This is a genomic window from Paraburkholderia sp. BL6669N2 (genome assembly GCF_003387275.1).
Classification (GTDB): Bacteria; Pseudomonadota; Gammaproteobacteria; order Burkholderiales; family Burkholderiaceae; genus Paraburkholderia.
In genome coordinates this window covers 2,400,347-2,421,904 of record NZ_QUNA01000001.1, presented here as the reverse complement: position 1 = coordinate 2,421,904, position 21,558 = coordinate 2,400,347, and the positions used below count along the sequence as shown (strand labels likewise).

The following is a 21,558-nucleotide window of genomic DNA, read 5'->3' as shown; positions in this document are numbered from 1 at the left end:
ACGCGCCGGACAGACGCGCAGACACGGGCGTGCATGCAGGCGTCAGGCATGAGCGTGACCGGTGCGAACACAGCAAACACAGCGAATATAGCGAACCCACCCAGGGCCGCTCGGCCCCGAACAGGACGGCAACGACAATGGCAGCAGACATGGACGTCAAGCAGCGCTTTTTTCCGCATACCCAGGATGAACTGAAGGAAATCGCCTCGGACATCCTTCGTCACGCGAAGTCGCTCGGCGGCACCGACGCGGCGACCGAGATTTCCGAAGGCGACGGCCTGTCCGTCTCCGTGCGGCGCGGCGAAGTCGAGACGATCGAACACAACCGCGACAAGATGGTCGGCGTGACGGTGTTCATCGGCAACAAGCGCGGCAATGCGAGCACTTCGGACTTTTCTTCGCAGGCTTTGAAGGACACGGTCGCGGCGGCCTATAACATCGCCCGCTTCACGGCGGAAGATGATTGCGCGGGCCTCGCCGAAGCGGAACTGCTGGAAACGGCGCCGCGCGACCTCGATCTCTATCACCCGTGGAATCTGTCCGCGGACGAAGCGGTGGAAATCGCCCGCCGCGCGGAAGATGCCGCATTCGCGACCGATCCGCAGATCAAGAATTCGGAAGGCGCGAGCGTCTCGGCACAGCACTCGCAATTCGTGCTGGCCACCTCGCGCGGTTTCCTGGCGGGTTATCCGTACTCGCGCCACTACATCGCGTGCGCGCCGATTGCGGGCAGCGCCCGCAACATGCAGCGCGACGACTGGTACACCTCCACCCGCAGCGCGGAAGAACTGGCCGATCCGGAAGCGGTCGGCCGTTACGCGGCGCAACGCGCGCTGGCGCGCATCGGCGCGCGCGGTCTGGATACGCGCAAGGTGCCGGTTCTGTTCGAAGCGCCGCTCGCCGCGGGTATTCTCGGCGCATTCGTGCAAGCCACGAGCGGCGGCGCGCTGTATCGTAAGACCTCGTTCCTCGTCGACAGCCTTGGCAAGCCGGTGTTCGCGCCGCACGTGCAAGTGGTCGAAGACCCGCATGTCGCGCGCGCCATGGGCAGCGCGCCGTTCGACGAAGAAGGCGTGCGCACCAAGCAGCGTTCGGTGGTGAAAGACGGCGTGGTGGAAGGCTATTTCCTGTCCACCTATTCGGCGCGCAAACTCGGCATGCAGACCACCGGCAACGCGGGCGGTTCGCACAACCTGTCGCTGCGCAGCTCGAACACGCGTCCCGAGGACGACTTCGAAGAGATGCTGCGCAAGCTCGGCACGGGCCTGTTGCTGACCGAACTGATGGGGCAGGGCGTGAACTACGTGACGGGCGACTACTCGCGCGGCGCGTCGGGCTTCTGGGTCGAGAACGGCAAGATCCAGTATCCGGTCGAGGAAATCACGGTGGCGAGCACGCTGCAGGAGATGTTCCACCACATCGTCGCGATCGGCGCGGATACGATCACGCGCGGCACCAAGCAGACCGGCTCGGTGCTGATCGAACGGATGACGATCGCGGGGCAGTAAGCGGGTTTAGCCTCTGTCCGGCCAGCGTTTTTCAGCTGGCCCGTAAAAAGCAGAACGCCACGCAAGTCGCCGCGTGGCGTTTTTTATCCATGATCGGACGGCCGGCGCCGGCTGTTTGCTTTGCGCGCGGCGCTAACGTCGTCTCGAGCCAAAAAAACCTTTAAGCGCCTTTGCGCTTATATGTCACGAACGCGTAGTCGAAATCGTTCGGCGCATCCGCGCGATGCGTTTCATGCGCGACTTCTTCCCATTCGTTTTCGTCGAGCGCGGGAAACGTGGCGTCGCCTTCGAAGTCGGCGGAAATCTCGGTGATGATCAGCTTGTCCGCCTGCCGCAAACCTTCCGCATACAACTGCGCGCCGCCGATCAGAAACGCTTCCGGCGCCTGATCCTGAGCGGCGAGCTTGAGCGCGTCTTCGAGCGTGGTGGCCGCGTCGCAGCCCTGGAAACGCCGGGCGGCATCCCGTGTCACGACAATGTTGCGGCGTCCCGGCAACGGCCGGCCGATCGACTCGTGCGTCTTGCGTCCCATGATGATGGGCGCGCCCATGGTGGTGCGCTTGAAGAACGCGAGATCTTCGGGAAGTCGCCAGGGCAACTGGTTGTCGCGGCCGATCACGCCGTTGTTGGCGCGAGCGACGATCAGGGTGAGCGTCGTCATCGAATGGAAAGGGGAACGTAACCGGACTGATTCTACCTGACGCGCGGCTGCGCGCCGCAGCGACGGGTTTCGGCACGGCGGCCGTGTAGTCGGCCGGAACGCGCCCGGCAAGCCGCGCGCTCGCCGCAGTGGATGCGGCTGCCTGACCACCCAGGTTCACGCAGCGTCATACAGGTTCACGAAACGCCACCGGCCGCTCCGGCCCGCGCCGCCTCGTTCCGGCGCGCTATCGTGCGCGGCAGACGCCGCTTTCTCGTCGGTGGTCCTTTATTCGCGCAACCCATGCTGACCCATCAGCCGATACAGCGTCACACGCGAAACATTCAGGCGGCGTTGCCCTTGGCGGCGCGCGTCGCGTCGATCGGAATCGGTAAAGGCGCGGGCGGGGCGATCTCGTCCCATAGCGTCACGTTGTTGCCGCTGCCGCTGCCGCTGCCGCTGCCGCTGCCGCTGCCGCTGCCGCCGGTGCCGCGCATGAGCTGCGGTGTGGCGGCCACCATCACCATGCCGACCGCGCCGCCACCTTGCCGCGCGAGCGCCTGGTCGTCGAGCGAAAAATCGTTCACCGATGCAGCATCGGCCGGAATGCTCAGCGCGTTGGCGGCAAGCCGGGAGAACAGATTGGCGGCGCACGTCGTCGGATCGGGTGGGGCGAGTGTGGCGAGCGCGTCGCTTGGGAAGGCGGCGGATTCCGTCAGCGTGGCGGATAGAGCCTGTCCGGCTTCCTGTGCATTGGCGCCAATGGGCAGCATGGTCAGCGCGATGGCGGTGCAAAGTGCCGCGCATGGTGCAATGCTGCCCAGATCGATGCGGAAAGCGAGTTGCATGATGTGTCTCCCTGGTGCACGGCAATTAGCGAAACATGTGCCATCACGCGCAATCCATTGAGGGATGAGGATGCGAGTGAAAACGTGGAAGTCACAATTCGGAAATGGGACAAAAACGTTTCAACGCTGAAACGATAGGCAGGAAATACCTGTAATTCGTTAATTTGGCCGGTACGAACTACCTTGCGGTCTACACAAGGAGAAGCGCTTCCACTAATCTTTTATTCGTCGGCTGAATAACTGTTTATCGCCTGCGAAACCACACAGCGTAAGGAGTGCGCGATTAAATTCGCATAATTGTTTTCCAAGCGGCGCGCGTATAGTAAGCTCTCGAAAAAGAACTTCACATTTAAAAAAGCCCGCTAACGGGCCGTCTCAAACACACACGCCGCTTTCTTGGGGATCAGCTGTCCGCACGGAATGGAATGGCCGTTCGGTTTTTGCCATATCGCGAATCCCGAATGAGTCAGCGTGTCTGAACTCGTTTCAGGTGCGTGCGTCATCCTTAACGTTCGTTGACGAGAGGATCTGAATAATGGAACCCGCAACGCGGCAACTGATTTACGTTTCGCGCGATCCGAGCGCGGAGCTGAATACTCGGTTTCACCAGCGCGGCTGGCATGTCGAAGTCGTGGGGTCGGCGCGCGACGTGCGCCGGGCTGTTCGCGCCGGAATGGCGGCTGGCGGCCTGCTGGATCTGTCTAGCGAATTTCAGCCACACGAAATCGCTGCGTTCGAATCCTGCCTGACCATGCCGAATGTCGGCTGGGTCGCGGCCACCATGCCGGGACAACTGCAAGACGCCGCGTTGCGCCGGCTCGTGCGCGACTACTGTTTCGACTACGTCACGGTGCCGTATTCGGGCGACAGGATCGTCGATTCGGTGGGTCACGCCTACGGCATGATTTCCCTCGGCGAAACGGCTTCCAACGATGCATCGCAAGGCGCCGAAGGCGAAATGGTCGGCTCGTGCGACGCCATGCTCGCGCTGTTCCGTTCAATCCGCAAAGTGGCGATGACCGACGCGCCGGTATTCATCTCGGGCGAATCGGGCACCGGTAAGGAACTGACGGCGGTCGCCATTCACGAACGCTCGGCGCGGCGCAATGCGCCGTTCGTGCCGATCAACTGCGGCGCGATCCCCCCGCATCTATTGCAATCCGAACTATTCGGCTACGAACGCGGTGCGTTTACCGGCGCCAATCAGCGCAAGATCGGCCGGGTGGAAGCGGCGAACGGCGGCACGCTGTTCCTCGACGAGATCGGCGACCTGCCGCTCGAAAGCCAGGCGAGCCTGTTGCGCTTCCTGCAGGAGCGCAAGGTGGAGCGCCTTGGCGGACACGGCGCGATCGACGTCGACGTGCGCATCATCTCGGCCACGCACGTGGACATGACGGCGGCGATGATCGAAGGACGGTTCCGCTCCGACCTCTACCACCGTCTGTGCGTATTGCAGATCGATGAACCGCCGCTGCGCGCACGCGGTAAGGACATCGAACTGCTCGCGCGGCACATGCTGGAACGTTTCAAGAAAGATGCAAGCCGTCGCTTGCGCGGCTTCGCGCCGGACGCGATCGCGGCGCTGCATAACTACGGCTGGCCGGGCAATGTGCGCGAGCTGATCAACCGCGTGCGGCGCGCCATCGTGATGTCGGAAGGGCGTGCGATCACGGCGCGCGATCTCGAGCTTGCCGAGTACGTGGAGATCGTGCCGGTGTCGCTCGCGCAGGCGCGTGAAGCGGCCGAACGTCAGGCGATCGAGCTGGCGCTATTGCGTCACCGCGGGCGTCTCGGCGACGCCGCCCAGGAACTCGGCATCTCGCGCGTTACGTTGTACCGGCTCCTGTGCTCACATGGCATGCGCCATATGGAAGGGGAGCCGCTCGCCACGCCGCACGGCGAATTGCCGGCTTCGGTGCCGCATCTGTAAATCGTTTGACGGGCCTCGCGGGTCTCGTGGGCCGGTAAACGATTTCAAGAGCGGATTCCAGCAGCGGATTCCGGCAGCGCGTTCAGCACCTTTCGAGCAATCCTGCGACCGGCCGTGTGCCGTTCGCTCGCGCCAAAGTCGCAACACTTCGCCTCACCTTTTCCCTTGATATTTTCGATGCCGCGCGCCACGACCGGGCGTCGTCCCGCCGCGCTTGTTAAAATCGGGTTTTCCGCTCAATCTCCGTGGCGCCCGGATCGACTCGCACGCGCCTCGAAGGAACCCGAATGAAACAATACCTCGACCTCGTCCGCACGATTCTCGACACCGGCACGTGGCAGGAGAATCGCACTGGCATCCGCACCATCAGCATGCCGGGAGCGATGTTGCGCTTCGACCTTCAGCAAGGTTTTCCCGCGGTCACCACGAAGAAACTGGCGTTCAAATCGGCGGTGGGCGAACTGGTCGGGTTCCTGCGCGCCTCGCGCAGCGCCGCGGATTTCCGCGATCTCGGCTGCAAGGTGTGGGACGCGAACGCGAACCAGAATCCGCAATGGCTCGCCAATCCGTATCGCCAGGGTCCGGACGACCTCGGCGACGTATATGGCGTGCAGTGGCGCCAGTGGCCGGCCTACAAGGTGCTGGACGCGAACGCGGGCGCGCAGCTGGCCGACGCGACCGCACGCGGCTTCCAGGTGGTGACCGAATTCGAGGAAGACGGCACTAACAAAATCCTGTTGTACAAGGCGATCGACCAGCTGCGCCAATGTCTGGACACGATCATGCAGAACCCTGCGGACCGGCGCATTCTGTTTCATGCGTGGAACCCCGCTGTGCTCGACCAGATCGCGTTGCCGGCTTGCCACCTGCTGTATCAGTTCCTGCCCAATGTGGTGACGAAGGAGATTTCGCTGTGCCTGTACATTCGCAGTAATGACATCGGGCTCGGCACGCCGTTCAATCTGACCGAAGGCGCGGCGTTGCTGCATCTGGTCGGACGACTGACGGGTTACACGCCGCGCTGGTTCACCTATTTCATCGGCGACGCGCACATCTACGAGAACCAGCTCGACATGTTGCAGCAGCAGCTCAAGCGCGAACCGTACGAAAGCCCGGCCTTCGCGATCTCGGAGCGCGTGCCGGAGTATGCGAAGACCGGCGTGTACGAGCCGGAATGGCTCGAAAAGATCGAGCCGTCGGATTTCTCGCTGGTCGGCTACCGGCATCATGAGCCGCTCACGGCGCCGATGGCCGTTTGATCGTCGGGCGGGTCGGCAAGCCGCCCATTCGCATAAAGAAAAACCGCCGCGATGCGAATCGCGGCGGTTTTTTTACGCTCCGTGCCGATTCGCCGGCGGGAGGCGCTCAGCCTTTGCGATGCTCGTCGTGGTTGCCGCCGCCCGAATGCTGGTCGCCGTGCTGCGGCTGTGCCTGAGGACGCGGCTGCTGCGCCTGCTGCGGATGCGGCTCCTGACGCGGTTGCTGTTGCGGCTGCGGATGAAACTCCGGCCGGGGCTGCTGTTGCACCTGCTGCTGGCGCGGCTGCTGTTGAGGCTGCGGCTGCGGATGGAACTCCGGCCGGGGTTGCTGCTGCACCTGCTGTGGACGCGGCTCCGGACGCGGTTCCTGGCGCGGCGGCTGCATCGGTTGCTGCGCGGGCTGCGGATGATATTCCTGACGCGGCTGTTGCTGTGCCTGGATTTCTGCCGGACGCGGCGCCCGCGGCTCAGGCTGACGCTGCGGTTGGGCCTGCTGCGGCGGTTGCGGTTGGGGGCGAATCTCCTGCTGACGGGGCTGCTGCTGTTGCTGCTGGACCGCCGGATTCTCCCCGGGACGCGGCGCACCGTGCTGCTGCGCGCCGGGCTGTTGCGCCGCGAACTCCGGCCGTCCTGTCTGCGGCTGCGGGCCGCCGTGCTGCTGGGCTTGCTGCGCCATCGGCGTGTGCGGCTGGGTCCAGGCGGGCTCGTGACGCTCGTTTAAACCCGGGTTCGCGCCTGGCTGCTGACCCGCCTGCGGCGGCATACCCCGCTGCCGCTGCTGCTGTGCAAACCCCGCCGGATTGCCGCTGTTCGCTTGCGGCGGACGCGGCACACCGTTCGACGGATGACCCGCCTCGCCAGCCTGCGGCCGCTGGTTGGCCATCTGCGGCGGCATGCCTGGCCGCGCTTGCGGTTCGCCGCTATGCGGTGCTTCGCCCGGCCGCTGAGCGGCCTGTTGCTGCATGGCGCCGGCTCCACCCGGCGCGCCCGGCGGCACACCTGGATGCGCTTGCTGCTCTGCGCCGCGCGGTGCTTCGCCCGGTCGCTGCTGCATCCCATTCGGTCCACCCGGCGCACCGGCTGCCATCCCCGGCGCACGTCCGGCGATATGCGATTGCACGACCCGCACGTTCTGCACCGGCAGCGCGCCCGGTCCGCCCGCCATGTGCGCCGGCACCGAGGCCCGCACGATAGGCTGACCGCCGCCCGGCACCCGTCCGCCGCTTTGCGCGAAACGCTGCGCGAGGCTGTCGTGGTAGGCCGCCGGCATCGCCGGACTACGCGTTGCCACCACCGGACGTGTCATCACCGCCGCCGGCGGCCGGTAATTCGCGTTGCGCTGGCCCGGCCCGAAACTCTCCCGCACCGGCGCGATGCCCGGACCGCCCGGGTTGATCTGCGCGTTGCGCCATTGCCGCGGATCGACCTTCTGGGCAAAGCGCCCAACCGGCTGTCCGTGCACGAAGGCCGTCGCCGGCACTGCGGTCACGGCGCCCGGCGCGCGGTAGTTGATGTATGTGTTGTGAATGTTGGTCACATTCACGTTGCGGTTGTAGTTGTTGACGATCGTCGTCCGGTTGACGCGGTTGTAGTAGCCGGGACTCCAGTGATCGTGACCGCCCCAATGCGGATGCCACGGCTCGCCCGGCCCGAGCGGGAACCACGCGACGCCGGCGGCGACCGCTCCGCCGATCGCCAGATCCACCCCCCAGTTCACGCCGCCGCCACCGCCGCCCACGAAGGCAACGAGGGCCGGCGCGTAGACGGGCGGCTCGCTGACCGCGACCGGTCCCGGCACCCACGCCCACGAGTCGTCGACCTGAGCCCAGCGGCCGTAGTGGTAGGGCGCGAAGCCCCACGGCGCGTCGTCGACCCAGGTCCAGCCCCACGGCGCCTGCCACACCCAGTGACCGTCGCGGTACGGCGCCCAGCCGGCGGGCGTGCCGCGCGGCACCCAGACTTCGCCGTATTGCGGCGAGCTTTGCCACGTGCCGTTGGCGTCGAGGTCCTGGTAGCCGGGAATGTCGCGCGACACGTAGCGCGCCGACACCGAGCGGTCTTCCGCGGCGTCGCGGCCGGCCGCCCATTGGTCGAAGGCGTCGAGGCCAGGCGCGCCATTGTCGGCGAGCTGTTGCAGGTTGGTGCCGCCAATGCGGATCTGCTGGCCGGCCGCGACCGGCACCTGGCCGCCGTCGCCGTATACCGTGGCGCCGCCGCTGCGCACGGTGACGGTCGTGCTGCTGCCGTCGGGTGCGACATCGACGCGATAGTCGCCGGGGCCGTTCAGGCCGAGCGCGAGATTGGGCGTATCGATCTCGTAGGACGAGCCCGGTGCGAGTTCGCGCACGCGCGCCGACAATGTGCCTTGCGCGACTTTGAGTTGCGCGCTGTTGTCGTCGAGGTTGAGCAGATCGAGGCTGGTGGACGGTCCGAGGCGCACCGCAGTCGAGCCGATGTGCAACTCCGAGCGCGCGTTCTGATCGTTCCACAACTGGTCGCCGGTGGTGAGCGGGCGATTGACCTGCGCGTAGGACCAGTCGGTGGCGCCGGCCGGTTCGGTGGTCACGGCGCCCGCCGTGTAGTTCAGACGCGCGACGCGGCCAGGCGGATCCGTGTTCTGCGCGGCGGCGGCGCTCTGCGGCGCCTGTTCGATTTCCTGAGCAAAGGTGGCCTGGCCTGCCAGCAGGAAGGTGGCGGCTGCGATCAGCGTACAGCCGACAACGCGGCGGTTCGAATAGCGGTGTGGGATGACTGTTCTCATGATTTGGCTCCGACGGACGCGGCATCGTGCGGCATCCGTGCAGTCACTGTACCCGCGGCGTTTGTTTCAAGACCCCCACTTTTGTAAGGCCGGCTCACCAGCGTGTAACAAAAGGTCTCGATAAGGCGATTCGTAAGCTGGTTGCCGATTTCCTGTAACCGAGTCACGCACTCAAGGGCGCCTCACGCGGCGAGAAACGCGTCGAAATGACGATGCCCAGCCGGCGTGATGCGCAGAATTCGCGGCCGCTCGGCGCGCTCGACCCAGCCGTGCGAAGTCCACGAATCGAGCAGCGCCGCGCCGAGGGCGCCGCCCAGGTGCGGACGCCGTTCGCTCCAGTCGGGGCAGGTGCAGGCAAAGCGCCGGCGCCGGCTTTTCTGGGCCGACGTGTCGATGCCCCAGTCGGCGAGGCGGGCAATGCCGTCGGCGGTCGCTTCCAGCGACGTGCCATGCAGCGTCAGCAGACCGCCTTCGACCAGCCGCTCAAACACGCGCACCGACAATTCGCCGGCCATGTGGTCGTAGCAGGTGCGCGCGTAACGCATGTCGAGCGGCACGGTGCGCACGGGGCGCGGCACGGGACGCTGCGGCGCGCTGACTTGCGCGACGTTGGCGAGCGCTTCGATCGACGCGGCGATATCCGGCGAGGCGATCCGGAAATAGCGATGCCGGCCACGCACTTCGAGCGCGAGCAGGCCGCCGTCGGTCAGGCGCGCGAGATGGGCGCTGGCCGCCGACGGCGAGAGCCCCGCGATCATCGTCAGTTCGCCGGCCGGGCGAGCGCTGCCGTCCATCAGTGCCCACAGCATGGCGGCGCGGCCGGGATCGGCGAGCAGTGCGCCGATGCGGCTCAAGCCGGGGAAATGGTTCTGGTTCTGTTCGTCTGCGAAGATGGCAGGCATTTGATGTCTCCGGAGAGCGGCGCGTCTGTCGCGCCATGTAGGCCACTGTATCGGGCTGCGCGATTCGATGTTTCAGCTTAGCGTGAAGTGTCGGATGCAGCAGCTACGAAAACCTGGCAGGCGGGTAGCGTGTCGCGGGTTGGGTGTTGGCCCCCGAGCCGCGCTCCGGTGCCACCCAAGACCGCCAGGCTAGAATCGAAGCCTGTCCTAGCAGGAAACACGCAGCCATGAAAACTCTCCTTGCCGTCGTTGCCGCGGCATTGCTGCTCGGCGCATGTGCGCAGGGCGGCGGCGCGTCGGGCTCAGGCGCGGGCACCGGCAGCATCACGATGTACGGCACCATCGACGAAGGTATCTCGGTCCGCAAATAGGCGAGCGGCCGGCCACTGATCACGCGTGGCAGAAATTGATGCATCATTGGCATTTCTGCCACCGGCATTCATGTGACGATCGGGTCATCTCACTTCCGCCGCCTTGGACCTTTCGATGCCACCGTCCGCCGCTTCCACGGTTCCCGCCCATTCAACCGGCGTGCGCGACACCGATCCGCACGACCGGCGCGCCGCGCGCGTGCTGGCCGTGTGCCAGGCGCTGTACACCTCATCGGTATCGATCGATCTGACGCTGACCGGTCTGGTCGGCTACACACTCGCCGACGATAAAGCGCTCGCCACGCTGCCGTTCTCGCTGATCACCGTCGCCGCCGCGCTCACGACCATCTTCGCGTCGTTCCTGATGGCGCGCGTCGGCCGGCGTGCCGGCTTCGTGCTCGGCGCGGGCGTCGGCGCGCTCGGCGGCGCGGTGTCCGTATGGGCGATCTTTCATCAGAGTTTCTGGGCTTTCTGCGCCGGCACGGCGACTGTTGGCGTGTTCCAGGCGTTCGCGCAGTACTACCGCCTCGCCGCCGCCGACGCGGTCGGCATCGACGACAAAAGCCGCGCGATTTCGACCGTGCTGGCGGGCGGCGTGGTGGCCGCCGTCTGCGGACCGCTGCTTGCAGCGTGGAGCAAGGACTGGCTGGCGCCGGTCGCATTCGCGGGTTCGTATGCGCTGGTCACGGGCTTCGGGCTTTTATCGATTGCGTTGCTGACACTGCTGTATCGCGACAAGGCGCCCATCGCGAGCACCGTCGCCGCCCGCGAGGCGGCGCGGCCGCTCGGCGAGATCGTGCGGCAGCCGATCTTCGCGGCGGCGCTCGCCAACAACGCGCTCGGCTACGCCGTGATGATGTTCGTGATGACCGCGACGCCGATCGCCGCAGTCGCCTGCGGCCACACGATCGGCGACGGCGCGCAGATCATCCAGTGGCACCTGGTCGGCATGTTCGCGCCGTCGCTCTTTTCCGCGCGGCTGATCAAGCACTTCGGCGTGCTGCGGGTGATCGGCGCGGGCATTGCGCTGTCTGCGCTGTGCGGCGTACTCGCCTTGCGTTCGACCGATCTGCCGCATTTCTATGCGGCGCTCGCCTGTCTCGGCGTGGGCTGGAATTTCATGTTCGTCGGCGGCTCGACGCTGCTCGCGCAATCGTACCGGCCGTCGGAGCGGGCCAAGACGCAGGCCACCAGCGAGTTCACGACGTTCGCGTTTTCCGCGCTGGGTTCGCTGTTTGCCGGTCAATTGCTGGCCCGTTTCGGTTGGGCGACGATCAATGCCGCGATATTTCCGCTGCTCGCGGCGGCGGCGCTGGCCACGCTCGGGTACGCGTGGTCGCGCAAGCGGCAGTTAATGGTGGAGGTGTCCTGATGGCGGTGCGTCATATCGTGTTCGCGGTCGCACCGGATCTGGTGCTGCTCGACGCCTGCGGACCGCTGGAGGCGTTCTGGCGTGCGGAGTTGACGGTCGCCGGGACGGTCGGCGCTGGAGTCGCCCAAGCTCTGGACAGAGACAAGGGAGTTAGCCGCGACGCGGGCCGAACGGGCCTATCGGTCAGTTCGGCCAATTCGGCTGATGCAGGTAGCTCGGCTAGTTCGGACGACGCGGCTAATCCGTACAGCGCGGCTAGTGCAGCCGGTTCAGCCAATTCGGCCAGTTCACCCAGCCCCAGTCGCCGCGTGCCGCAACCCGTGGCCTACCGCACGACAGTGGCCTCGATCGACGGCGGCATCTTGCAGACCTTCCCAGGCTTGCCGATCGTCACTGAACGGCTCGATTCACTCGACGATCAACCGATCGACACCCTCATCGTTCCCGGCGTCCCCGTCGACGAACACTGCACGTTGCAGCCGGAACTCGTCGCGTGGATCCGGCGCCATGCGCCGCACGCGCGGCGCGTGTGCTCGGTGTGCACCGGCGCGTTCTATCTGGCGGCGGCGGGCCTGCTCGACGGCCGTCGCGCGACCACGCATTGGCGCGAAGCGCCGCGCCTCGCGCAGCGGTTTCCCAACGTCCACGTGGATGCCGATCCGATCTTTATCCGCGATGCCGGGCGCGGCGAAGGCGATGGCGTCGTGTGGACCTCGGCGGGCGTGACGGCGGGCATCGATCTAGCGCTGGCGCTGATCGAGGAGGACGTCGGCCACGCGGTCGCGATGCAGGCTGCGCGGCGGCTGGTGGTCTTCATGAAGCGGCCGGGCGGCCAGTCGCAGTACAGCGCGGCGCTGGCGGCGCAGGCCTCGGCGAACGGACCGTTCGAGGCGCTGCATAGCTGGATGACGGCGCATTTGCGCGACGACCTGTCGGTCGAGCGGCTCGCTGAACGAACCCGGATGAGCCCGCGCACCTTCGCGCGGCGCTACGTCGACGAGGTTGGCCGCACGCCGGCTAAAACCGTCTCGGCGCTGCGACTGGAGGCGGCTTCGCGCGCGCTCGCCGAATCGCGCCGGCCGCTCAAGCGGATCGCGCTCGACTGCGGATTCGGCAGCGAACAGAACTTGCGACGGGCTTTTCTGCGGCGTTTCGGCGTGCTGCCGCTCGATTATCGCGAGCGCTTCATGTCGGCGGCCGCGCCGCAAAACGCGGCCGTTTCCGAAGCCGCCTCTGAGATTGCCGAGGCGGGTTGAACGCGCAACCGCAGCGAAAGCTCCCCGAAAGTCAAACTCGCGCTCCCGCAGGACTTTTCTCGCGCGCTGCATGCCCAGCTACGACGGGTCAATATTGCGCTCGTATAATCGCCTCCTTTCAATGCATCCGATTGACCGGAGTCAAGATGAGCAACCCTTCCGTAGCGCCGCTGGACCGTTCCGAAACCACTTTCCGCTTTCTGGCCGAGCCGAGCTCGGTCAACTTCGGCGGCAAGGTGCACGGCGGCGCGTTGATGAAGTGGATCGACGAAACCGCGTACGCGTGCTCGGCGGTGTGGTCCGGTCGCTATTGCGTGACGGTCAGCGTAGGCAATATCCGTTTTCGCCGGCCGATTCTCGTCGGTAACCTGGTCGAGCTGCGCGCCCGGGTGGTGGCCACGGGCCGCACCAGCATGCACATTCATGTTTCTGTCCACGCGGGCGACCCGAAAGGCGGCGAACTGCTGCAAACCACGGATTGCCTGATCGTGATGGTCGCCGTCAACGAGAACGGTCAGCCGGTGCCCGTGCCGGCCTTCGTACCGGAGACGGATGAACAGAAGCGCCTCGCCAGGTACGCGATGGACGTGAAGGAAGCGCTCGACGCGATCGTCGAACTGAAGCCGGAAGAGGTGGCCCAGGGGAAGGTTTAAGCGACGCCTGAAGGCGCCGCTCGCGGGCCGCGCGAAGCTGAAATCCGCGCGGACTGCTGTCGTTTTGAATCATGCTGCTCGGCGAAGCACGCGGCCAGCTAGGCCAGCCGCCCCGCGCGTGATCACACGCATTCGCTTAGCTTGCCGAATTGCCGACCATATCCTTCGGCTGCACCCATTCATCGAATTGCTGCTCGGTGACGAAACCGAGCGCCAACGCCGCGGCCTTCAGCGTGGTGCCTTCCTTGTGCGCCTTCTTGGCGATCTTCGCGGCCTTGTCGTAGCCGATGTGCGGATTGAGCGCCGTCACCAGCATCAGCGATTCGTTGAGCAAGGTCTCGATGCGTTCGTGATTCGGTTCGATGCCGACCGCGCAGTTGTCGTTGAAACTGCGCGCGCCATCGGCGAGCAGACGCACCGATTGCAGCACGTTATGCGCGATCATCGGCCGGAACACGTTCAGTTCGAAATTGCCGCTCGCGCCGCCGATATTCACCGCGACGTCGTTGCCGAATACCTGCGCGCACAGCATCGTCAGCGCTTCTGACTGGGTTGGATTGACCTTGCCCGGCATGATCGAGCTGCCCGGCTCGTTCTCCGGAATAGACAGTTCGCCGAGACCGCAGCGCGGGCCGCTTGCCAGCCAGCGGACGTCGTTGGCGATCTTGTTCAGACTCGCCGCCACAGTCTTGAGCCCGCCGTGCGCGAACACCAGCGCATCGGCCGCGGCCATCACTTCAAATTTGTTCGGCGCCGACACGAACGGCAAACCGGTCAGCTTGCCGATCGCGGCCGCCACCTTGTCGGCGAACTGCGGATGCGCGTTCAAACCGGTGCCGACCGCGGTGCCGCCCTGCGCCAGTTCGTACAGATGCGGCAGCGCCGATTCCACGTGACGACTGCCATGATCCAGTTGCGCGACGTAGCCGGAAAACTCCTGACCGAGCGTGAGCGGCGTGGCGTCCTGCAAGTGCGTGCGGCCAATCTTGACGATGCCGGCGAACGCCTTCGCCTTGCCGTCGAGCGTATCGCGCAGCGTCTTCAGCGCCGGCAGCAGATGCTTGACGATCGCATACGCCGCGGCCACGTGCATGGCGGTCGGAAACACGTCGTTCGACGATTGCCCGCGATTCACGTCGTCGTTCGGATGCACTTTGCGCGCTTCGCCGCGCTCGCCGCCGAGCAGCTCGCTGGCGCGATTCGCGATCACCTCGTTGAGGTTCATGTTGGTCTGCGTGCCGGAGCCGGTTTGCCACACGGCGAGCGGAAATTCATCCGGATGCTTGCCCTCGATGATCTCGTCGGCGGCCTGCATGATCGCCTTCGCTTTGCTTTCGTCGAGCACGCCGAGGCCCAGGTTGACTTCGGCGGCGGCGCGCTTGATCACGGCCAGCGCGGTGATCAGTTCGGGCGATTGCTTCTCGGTCGAAATGCGGAAATTCTGCAGCGAGCGCTGGGTCTGCGCGCCCCATAGACGCGCGTTCGGCACGGCGATTTCGCCGAATGTGTCGCGCTCCATTCGTACGTCTTCAGTCATGTTCCACTCCGCTGATCAAAGTTCTGCGTTGACGGGCAATAGGGAGAATAGACCTGTTAGCGCATTCCGGTACAAGCCGGCCTGCGGATCGAAAATGTAGGTGCGGCGCGCGCCGTTTTCGACGTCGGTCCACACGAGCGGCGAGAGCGGCGCGCCGATCGAGCGCAGGTAGGCGAGTTGCGCGTCGTCCGCGAGCGTGACGCGATAGCTTTCCTCGGGCCCGGTGGCGCGCTCGAAAATTCCCGCGACCTGTTCGGCGAGCGGCGGACTGTGGATCACCAGCGCCAGTTCGGTGTTCAGATTGGCCGAACGCGGGTCGAGATTCATCGAGCCGATCACCAGAATCTTGCGATCGATCACATAGGTTTTCGCGTGCAGACTGGCGCGCGAACGCGAGCCGGCGACGCCTGCGGTCGGCGTGTCCTGCTGCGGCTTGAATTCGTATAACTCGATGCCCTGTTTCAGCAGCGGCACGCGAAACGGGCTGTAGCCCGCCTGCACGGCGACCGCGTCGGTGGCGGCGAGCGAATTGGTCAGCACGGCGATGCGAACGCCGCGATGCGTCAGTTCGCCGGCCGCCTTGACGCCCGAATCGTGCGGCACGAAGTAGGGCGAAATGATCAGGAAGTCCTTCTGCGCGTCGCGCATCAATTCGCCGAGCCGCTGCATTGGCGGACTCACATAATCCGGCGACGGATGCACGATCTTCTCCGGCAAGTCCGCTTTGAACTCGGCCGGCGCCCAGGTCAAGCCGAGCTGGTCGTTGGCGATCTGCGCGGCGAGCGGCGTCGCGTTCAGCGGCTTGGCGTTGTACGGATCGGCGTTGGTGCGCCAGTGCTGACGCAGGTCGTCGCGCGTCTGGTCCAGTTCCTTCGCGTCGAACTTCTGCTTGTTCAGCACGCGCAACGGATAGGCAATGCTGCTGTTCCAGTAGTCGTCGAAACTCGCGGAGATGTCGGCGGTGATCGGGCCGGCGGCCAGCACGTCGAGATCGCGGAACTGCAGCGTTTCGCTCGCGCTGAAATATTCGTCGCCGAGATTGCGGCCGCCCACGATCGCGATCTGGTTGTCCGCGATCATCGCCTTGTTATGCATGCGGCGCGTGAAATGGCCGATCTGCGTGAACACGTTGGTCGTGCGTTCGAATACGCCTTGTTGCGCGCTGCCAAACGGATTGAACACGCGAATCTCGATGTTGTCGTGCGAGTTCAGGCCCGCCATCACGCGGTCGATGTCCTTGAAGTTCAGATCGTCGACCAGCATGCGCACCCGCACGCCGTGGTCGGCCGCATAAAGCGCGGCGCCGAGCAGCAGCTTGCCGGTGGTGTCCTCGTTGGCAATGTAGTACTGCATGTCGAGGGTTTTGGTCGCGGCGCGTGCGAGCGCGATGCGCATCTGCAAGGCGTCGGTGCCGCTTGCGAGCACACGGAAACCGGATTGATCCGGATGCGCGGCTTCGAGCGGCGCGAGCGCCGTGTGCAGCGGTGTCGTTTCCGTGGCGGGGAGTGCGTGGGTGAGCTGACGGTCGAATGCGGTGGCGGGCGGTCGGCTCGCGCAGGCAGTCAAAAATGCCGTTGCGCAGCACAGAAGGAAGAAATGTCTCGTTGTCCCCAAGGCGGACTTTCTTTGAGTCATGCCGGACTCGCCTATGCGTTGCAGTGCGGCCCGGCTTTGATCTTGATGCGACGGCACGCTTTTCCCCTAGTTTGCAGACTTGTCATGGCGGCAGCGGGCGAATGGCTCACGCTGCCGAGAAATCCATTCTAAGGGGAATCAGGCTGATGGGCTTTTGATCTTGCAGATGGTTGCGGCGGCGCGCTTTCGTCTTGAAGCACGCGCGTTGCGGGCTCCGCGGTTACGCCGTGGAGACAACCGCAGAAACTGTGATTGAACGCCGATCGTGCAGGCCGCGCGCATCGGGCCGTGAACAGGTGCGACGCGCGCGGCTCGCCTGTTATCCGCGTTCGGCGTTCAACACTTCTCCGCCGTCCACATGCGTCGAACCTTTCGCGGGACGTCCTGCCCAGTACCCCGCGAGCAGCGAGCCCGACAGGTTATGCCACACCGAAAACAGCGCGCCGGGCAAGGCCGCGATCGGCGTGAAGTAGAGCTTGCCGAGCGTCGCGGCGAGGCCCGAGTTCTGCATGCCCACTTCGATTGCGAGCGTGCGGCACACGGCTTCGTCGAAACCAAGCAGACGGCCGCCCCAGTAGCCGCCGAGCAAACCGATCCCGTTATGCAGCACCACGCCCAGCATCACCACGAGGCCGACTGACGCGATGCTCTTTTGCGTGCCGCCCACCACCGCGCCGATGATCAGCACGATCGCGACCATCGAGATCAGCGGCAGGATCGGTTCGATCTTGCGCACGAACTTGCCGAACAGATGATTGACGATCAGGCCGACCACGATCGGCAACGCGACGATTTGCAGAATGCTCATCAGCATGCCGTGCACGTCGACGGCGATCGACGCGTCCACATACAGACGCGTAAGCAGCGGCGTCGCGAAGACGCCGACGAGCGTCGACAGCGCGCTGATCGTGACTGACAACGCGACGTCGCCGCGCGCCAGATAGATCATCACGTTCGACGCCGTGCCGCTTGCCACGCTGCCCACCAGCACCATGCCGGCGGTGAGATCGGGCGGCATGCGCAGCGCCTTGGCGATCACCCAGGCGGCAAGCGGCATGACGAGATAGTGCAGCACGATGCCGGCGATCACCGGCGCGGGCCGCGTGAAGACGCGCTGGAAATCGGCCACGGAGAGCGTGACGCCCATCGCCAGCATGATGATCGTCAGCAGCGTGGTGACGTGCGGCGCGACGCCGGCGAACGAGGCGGGCGAGAAGTACGCGGCAATCGAAACGAGCACGGCCCAGAGCGGGAAAAGACGGGTGACGCGGGCAAGCATGACGGGTGGTCCTTGATTATGTTTTATCGCGAGAAGCAGGGTTGGTCGAGCGGCGCGCCACCGGCGGCGCGCTTGCGGGAGTCTGCCGCGTGAACGCGGCAAGCCTTGTCGGCGGATGATGGGCCTTCGGGCGGCGCTGGCCTTTTTGAGGCGCGCGAGCGGGTTTTTGGCGTGAGGCGCGGGTGCGCGTCTTTCAGCCGGAACACGATATTTTACCGTTCGCGGCGCACTGCACGTGCGTCGATGGTTGCACGCGCAACCAGGTGCGCATCGTTCCACCGGACTCGGGCGGCGGCGTGCTGAGCGGGGCAGTACCGCGTTGCAGGTTAGGCTTCACGCGGATTCGGCCGACGACCGGCCGCGCGTTGTCCGATGGCGCCGCGAGTGTAACTTCGCGCGTGATTGATCGGCGACCCGGCGGGCTCGGGCAACACGGCGCCTTTAACTCGGCGTCAAACGGGCTTGACCGGCGACCCGCCGGGCGCGGCCAGCGCGCGCCTCTAACCCAACGTCAAACGGGTTTGACCGGCGGCGACCCGCCGGACATTGCCGGCACGCGCCGAAGGCTCAGTTTGTGAAAGCGCAGCGTCATCAGCAGTGCGACGCTGGCGAGGCCGGCCGCTAGCCCCCACCACAACCCGCGCGCGCCGAGGCCGAAGTGAAACGCCAGCGTGTAGCCGGTCGGAAAACCGATCACCCAGTAGCCGAAGGCGGCCGCGATCATCGGCACACGTGTGTCTTTCAAGCCGCGCAGACAGCCGGAGCCGACCGTCTGCATGCCATCGACAATCTGGAAGATTGCCGCCACGCCGAGCAGCGAGCTCGCGAGCTTGACCGTGGCCGCATTGGCCGGATCGTCGAGATGCAGATAGAGGCCGACGATCCAGTGCGGCGCGGCGATCAGCACGAGGCCGGACAGCGTCATGAAGGCGACGCCGAGCGCGAGCGCGACGAAACCTGCGTGGCGCGCGGCGAGCGGCTGGCCGGCCCCGGACCAGAAGCCGACGCGCACGTTGGCCGCCTGACCGATCGCGAGCGGCACCATGAAAGCCACCGAGGCCACATTTAGCGCGATCTGATGCGCGGCCAGTTGCGACTCGCCGAGCAGGCCGACCATCAGGCCGGTGGCGAGAAACAGTGTCGACTCGACGCCGTAGGTAATCGCGACCGGCCAGCCGATGCCGAACAGTTCGCCCATCAGCGGCACATTCGGCCGGGTGGCGACGACGAAGTGCCGATAACGCGGCCGCAAATGCAACAGCGCCATCAACACCAGCGCGCTCAGCCAGACGGTGATCGAGGTCGCGGCCGCCGAACCGAGAAAGCCGAGCCGCGGCAGGCCATAGGCGCCGTGGATCAGGCCGTAATTGAGAAAACCGTTGACGCCGACGCTCGCCAGCGACACCCACAAGAGCCGCTTCGCCGCGCCGATCGCCGGCAGGAACGAACGCATCAGGCCCACGCCGATCAGGCTGCCGAGCGCGCCCCAGCGCAGCACCGCCGCATATTCGCCGACGTTGTGCGCAAGCAGCGCGGGTTCGCCGAACGCGAGCAGGACCGGCGTGGCGAACGAGAGGAGGAAGAACGCCGGCACCGACAGCAGCACCGACAACACCAGGCCGGTCCAGTAGATGTGCGACACGCGGCCTTCGTCCTGGGCGCCGCGTGCGTGCGACACGCTCACGCTGACCGAGGTCAACACGCCCTGCAGCAACGTGACCACCACGAAAAACAGATTCGCGCCGAGGCCGCCGGCCGCGAGCGCGTCGGGGCCGAGCGAGCCGAGCAGGATCGTGTCGGTGACGCCCATCGCCATTTGCGAAAGTTGCGCGATGGCGAGCGGCGCGGCGAGCCGCGCGGTGTCCGCGGCGTGGCGGGTCAGGGTCGGCGGCCGGGCGGCCACCCGGGTGATGCCGGATTGAGTCATGGAGCGCCTGGCGGCGGAAGTGGCGACAGCGCGACGGCGGGCGCGACGAGCGCGCGGGCGGTGGCGAGGGCAGCGGCTCGATGAGCCTCGGCGAACGCTCGAGGCAGCCGCCGGCCGGTGTGTCAGCCGATTGTTGGTCTGTTGAAACTGACAGCTTATTGCTTAGGCGCGGCGATGTCGACGGAAGAGGCACGATTTTGGTGCGCGCGCTCCTCCGAGTTTTCGGACCGCGGGGTGACAGGCCCGTGTTTTAGCTCCGCTTATTAGCTTCGCCGGTTAGCCGGTGTATCAGGCCTCGTGGACCGCAATCCGCGTGTCGCCGAGCAGGACGACCTGACCCGCGCGGATCTTGCACGTTTTACGCGTTTCGACCCGCCCGTCGACGGTGACAGCACCGTCCGCCACCATCATTTTTGCCGAGCCGCCGCTGTCCGCCAGCCCCGTTATCTTCAGGAGATTGTGCAGTTCGACGTAGTCGCCGGTAAGCGTGAAATCGAGGTTGGGCATGGCGTTTGCACCTTCAGGCAAAGGGTTCGCATCATAAGCCAGAAGCTTGCCCTGGATGAAGTTCGCGGTGCGCGCCGCCGTCGTGTGAGCATCTGCAAGCAGATGTTATGCGTTTGTCAGAAAGTGAAACGTTCCGTAACGGTGGTCGTAAAACATAAACTCCACTCGTAAAGTGCAGGTCAGTAGGGAAAGCCTGCTGGATTTTTATCTGGCAGCGAGCAGACCGGGCGAGGCATGCAGACCGCGCTCATGAGCGCTGAAATGCGCAGAGCCGGACCGGTCGCCCGCGTCACGACAACCTTAGAGAGGATTAGCCATGACCCAGATTCGTACGCTTCTGATCGGTACCGCCTTCACGGCCCTTGCTTCCACAGCCGCGTTCGCACAGACCGCGCAACCGGCAGCGGGCGCGGAAGGCCAGCCGCAGGTTCAGATGCAAGTCAATGACGCCGCGCCCGCCGCGCAGGGCGTGCAGCCGGTGACCCCGGCGCCGACGCGTCTGACGGCGTCGGGCTCGACCGACCCGCTGGTGCAGAAGCGCGACGCCAACGCGAAGGCTAACGCCGAATATCGCGCGTCGAAGAAGGCATCCAAGGCGGAGCTGAAGGATCAGCAGAAGGCTGCCAAGCTCCAGTACAAGGAGCAGGTGCGCGACGCCAAGATCAATCAGAAGGCGGATAAGCAGACCGCCAACAACGAAATGAAGATGAACATGCAAGGCCAGACGGGCGACCAGTCGGACGGTGCCGACGTCAAGCATTGAGGCTGAGTTTCGATCGAGCGGCGCGGCGGCGCGGTTTGCCGCCGCGGCCGCTGCGTTACCGGGCTTTTGAGTCCGGGCATCTCGTTTCAACGGAGGTATCGCATGAGCATCGCAAATTCCACGAAGACCACGCTTGTCGCCGCGTTGATCGCGGGCTGCCTGTCGTCCGCTGCATTCGCGCAGGCTAGCGATCCGGCTGCGGCGCCGGTCACCCACGCCGACAAGAAGGCGGCCAAGGAACAGTCGAAGGCGGACAAGAAAGCGTCCGTCGCGCAGGCCACGGCCGACAAGAAGAAGACGGATGCGCAGGCCGACGCCGATAAGGCCGCCGCGGACGCAAACGTCAAGGACGCGAAGAAGCAATAGCAGACTTCGCGCCTCAGGCCGACGCCGGGCGCGCGGACGTCTCG

Annotated in this window: 18 protein-coding genes; 9 read left to right on the top strand and 9 right to left on the bottom strand. The window is 65.5% G+C overall.

The window, feature by feature from the left end:
* Positions 1-137: 137 nt before the first annotated feature.
* Entirely contained in the window at positions 138-1,508 is a 1,371-nt protein-coding gene (gene pmbA / locus B0G80_RS11000) for a metalloprotease PmbA (protein ID WP_106283801.1), read from the top strand.
* Between the two features lie 160 nt (positions 1,509-1,668).
* Here pmbA and B0G80_RS10995 read toward each other — a convergent pair whose 3' ends face one another.
* Complete coding sequence (locus B0G80_RS10995; protein ID WP_106283800.1) at positions 1,669-2,169, bottom strand: dihydrofolate reductase; 501 nt, start codon at positions 2,167-2,169, stop codon at positions 1,669-1,671.
* Positions 2,170-2,492: 323 nt separating this feature from the next.
* A complete protein-coding gene (locus B0G80_RS10990) occupies positions 2,493-2,996 on the bottom strand; it encodes a hypothetical protein (RefSeq protein WP_116118008.1) in 504 nt (167 codons plus the stop codon).
* 535 nt (positions 2,997-3,531) lie between these two features.
* Here B0G80_RS10990 and B0G80_RS10985 point away from each other — a divergent pair.
* Both B0G80_RS10985 and B0G80_RS10980 read left to right on the top strand, forming a co-directional pair.
* Positions 3,532-4,926 (top strand): sigma-54 dependent transcriptional regulator, encoded by a 1,395-nt coding sequence (locus tag B0G80_RS10985; protein WP_106283797.1) that lies wholly within the window; start codon positions 3,532-3,534, stop codon positions 4,924-4,926.
* A 287-nt stretch (positions 4,927-5,213) separates the two neighbouring features.
* Positions 5,214-6,185 (top strand): thymidylate synthase, encoded by a 972-nt coding sequence (locus B0G80_RS10980; protein ID WP_116118007.1) that lies wholly within the window; start codon positions 5,214-5,216, stop codon positions 6,183-6,185.
* A gap of 106 nt (positions 6,186-6,291) precedes the next feature.
* Here B0G80_RS10980 and B0G80_RS10975 read toward each other — a convergent pair whose 3' ends face one another.
* Positions 6,292-8,946 (bottom strand): DUF6600 domain-containing protein, encoded by a 2,655-nt coding sequence (locus B0G80_RS10975; RefSeq protein ID WP_116118006.1) that lies wholly within the window; start codon positions 8,944-8,946, stop codon positions 6,292-6,294.
* Positions 8,947-9,128: 182 nt separating this feature from the next.
* Complete coding sequence (locus tag B0G80_RS10970; RefSeq protein ID WP_116118005.1) at positions 9,129-9,848, bottom strand: helix-turn-helix transcriptional regulator; 720 nt, start codon at positions 9,846-9,848, stop codon at positions 9,129-9,131.
* A gap of 227 nt (positions 9,849-10,075) precedes the next feature.
* Here B0G80_RS10970 and B0G80_RS45800 point away from each other — a divergent pair, with 227 nt between their 5' ends.
* The 4 genes from B0G80_RS45800 to B0G80_RS10955 all read left to right on the top strand — a co-directional run bounded on the left by B0G80_RS45800 (position 10,076) and on the right by B0G80_RS10955 (position 13,500).
* Positions 10,076-10,219 (top strand): hypothetical protein, encoded by a 144-nt coding sequence (locus B0G80_RS45800; RefSeq protein ID WP_181196635.1) that lies wholly within the window; start codon positions 10,076-10,078, stop codon positions 10,217-10,219.
* Between the two features lie 115 nt (positions 10,220-10,334).
* Complete coding sequence (locus B0G80_RS10965; protein WP_116118004.1) at positions 10,335-11,591, top strand: MFS transporter; 1,257 nt, start codon at positions 10,335-10,337, stop codon at positions 11,589-11,591.
* Positions 11,591-12,847, top strand: coding sequence for a GlxA family transcriptional regulator (locus B0G80_RS10960; RefSeq protein WP_116118003.1), 1,257 nt, complete (start codon positions 11,591-11,593; stop codon positions 12,845-12,847). Before B0G80_RS10965 ends, B0G80_RS10960 begins: the two co-directional genes overlap by 1 nt.
* Positions 12,848-12,993: 146 nt before the next feature.
* Complete coding sequence (locus tag B0G80_RS10955) at positions 12,994-13,500, top strand: acyl-CoA thioesterase (RefSeq protein WP_106283791.1); 507 nt, start codon at positions 12,994-12,996, stop codon at positions 13,498-13,500.
* 136 nt (positions 13,501-13,636) lie between these two features.
* Here B0G80_RS10955 and fumC read toward each other — a convergent pair whose 3' ends face one another.
* The 5 genes from fumC to B0G80_RS10930 form a co-directional block, all read right to left on the bottom strand.
* Positions 13,637-15,037, bottom strand: a complete 1,401-nt coding sequence (gene fumC, locus B0G80_RS10950; RefSeq protein ID WP_116118002.1) for a class II fumarate hydratase — start codon at positions 15,035-15,037, stop codon at positions 13,637-13,639.
* 15 nt (positions 15,038-15,052) lie between these two features.
* Complete coding sequence (locus B0G80_RS10945; protein WP_116118001.1) at positions 15,053-16,672, bottom strand: phospholipase D family protein; 1,620 nt, start codon at positions 16,670-16,672, stop codon at positions 15,053-15,055.
* A gap of 319 nt (positions 16,673-16,991) precedes the next feature.
* On the bottom strand, positions 16,992-17,951 hold the full coding sequence (locus B0G80_RS10940; protein ID WP_116118000.1) for a bile acid:sodium symporter family protein: 960 nt from the start codon (positions 17,949-17,951) through the stop codon (positions 16,992-16,994).
* Positions 17,952-18,462: 511 nt separating this feature from the next.
* Entirely contained in the window at positions 18,463-19,878 is a 1,416-nt protein-coding gene (locus B0G80_RS10935; protein WP_116117999.1) for an MATE family efflux transporter, read from the bottom strand.
* A 288-nt stretch (positions 19,879-20,166) separates the two neighbouring features.
* Positions 20,167-20,385: an RNA-binding S4 domain-containing protein gene (locus tag B0G80_RS10930; protein ID WP_011489423.1), complete on the bottom strand. Its 219-nt coding sequence runs from the start codon at positions 20,383-20,385 to the stop codon at positions 20,167-20,169.
* A gap of 316 nt (positions 20,386-20,701) precedes the next feature.
* Here B0G80_RS10930 and B0G80_RS10925 point away from each other — a divergent pair, with 316 nt between their 5' ends.
* Entirely contained in the window at positions 20,702-21,148 is a 447-nt protein-coding gene (locus B0G80_RS10925) for a hypothetical protein (RefSeq protein WP_116117998.1), read from the top strand.
* 102 nt (positions 21,149-21,250) lie between these two features.
* On the top strand, positions 21,251-21,514 hold the full coding sequence (locus B0G80_RS10920) for a hypothetical protein (RefSeq protein WP_116117997.1): 264 nt from the start codon (positions 21,251-21,253) through the stop codon (positions 21,512-21,514).
* Positions 21,515-21,558 lie beyond the last annotated feature (44 nt).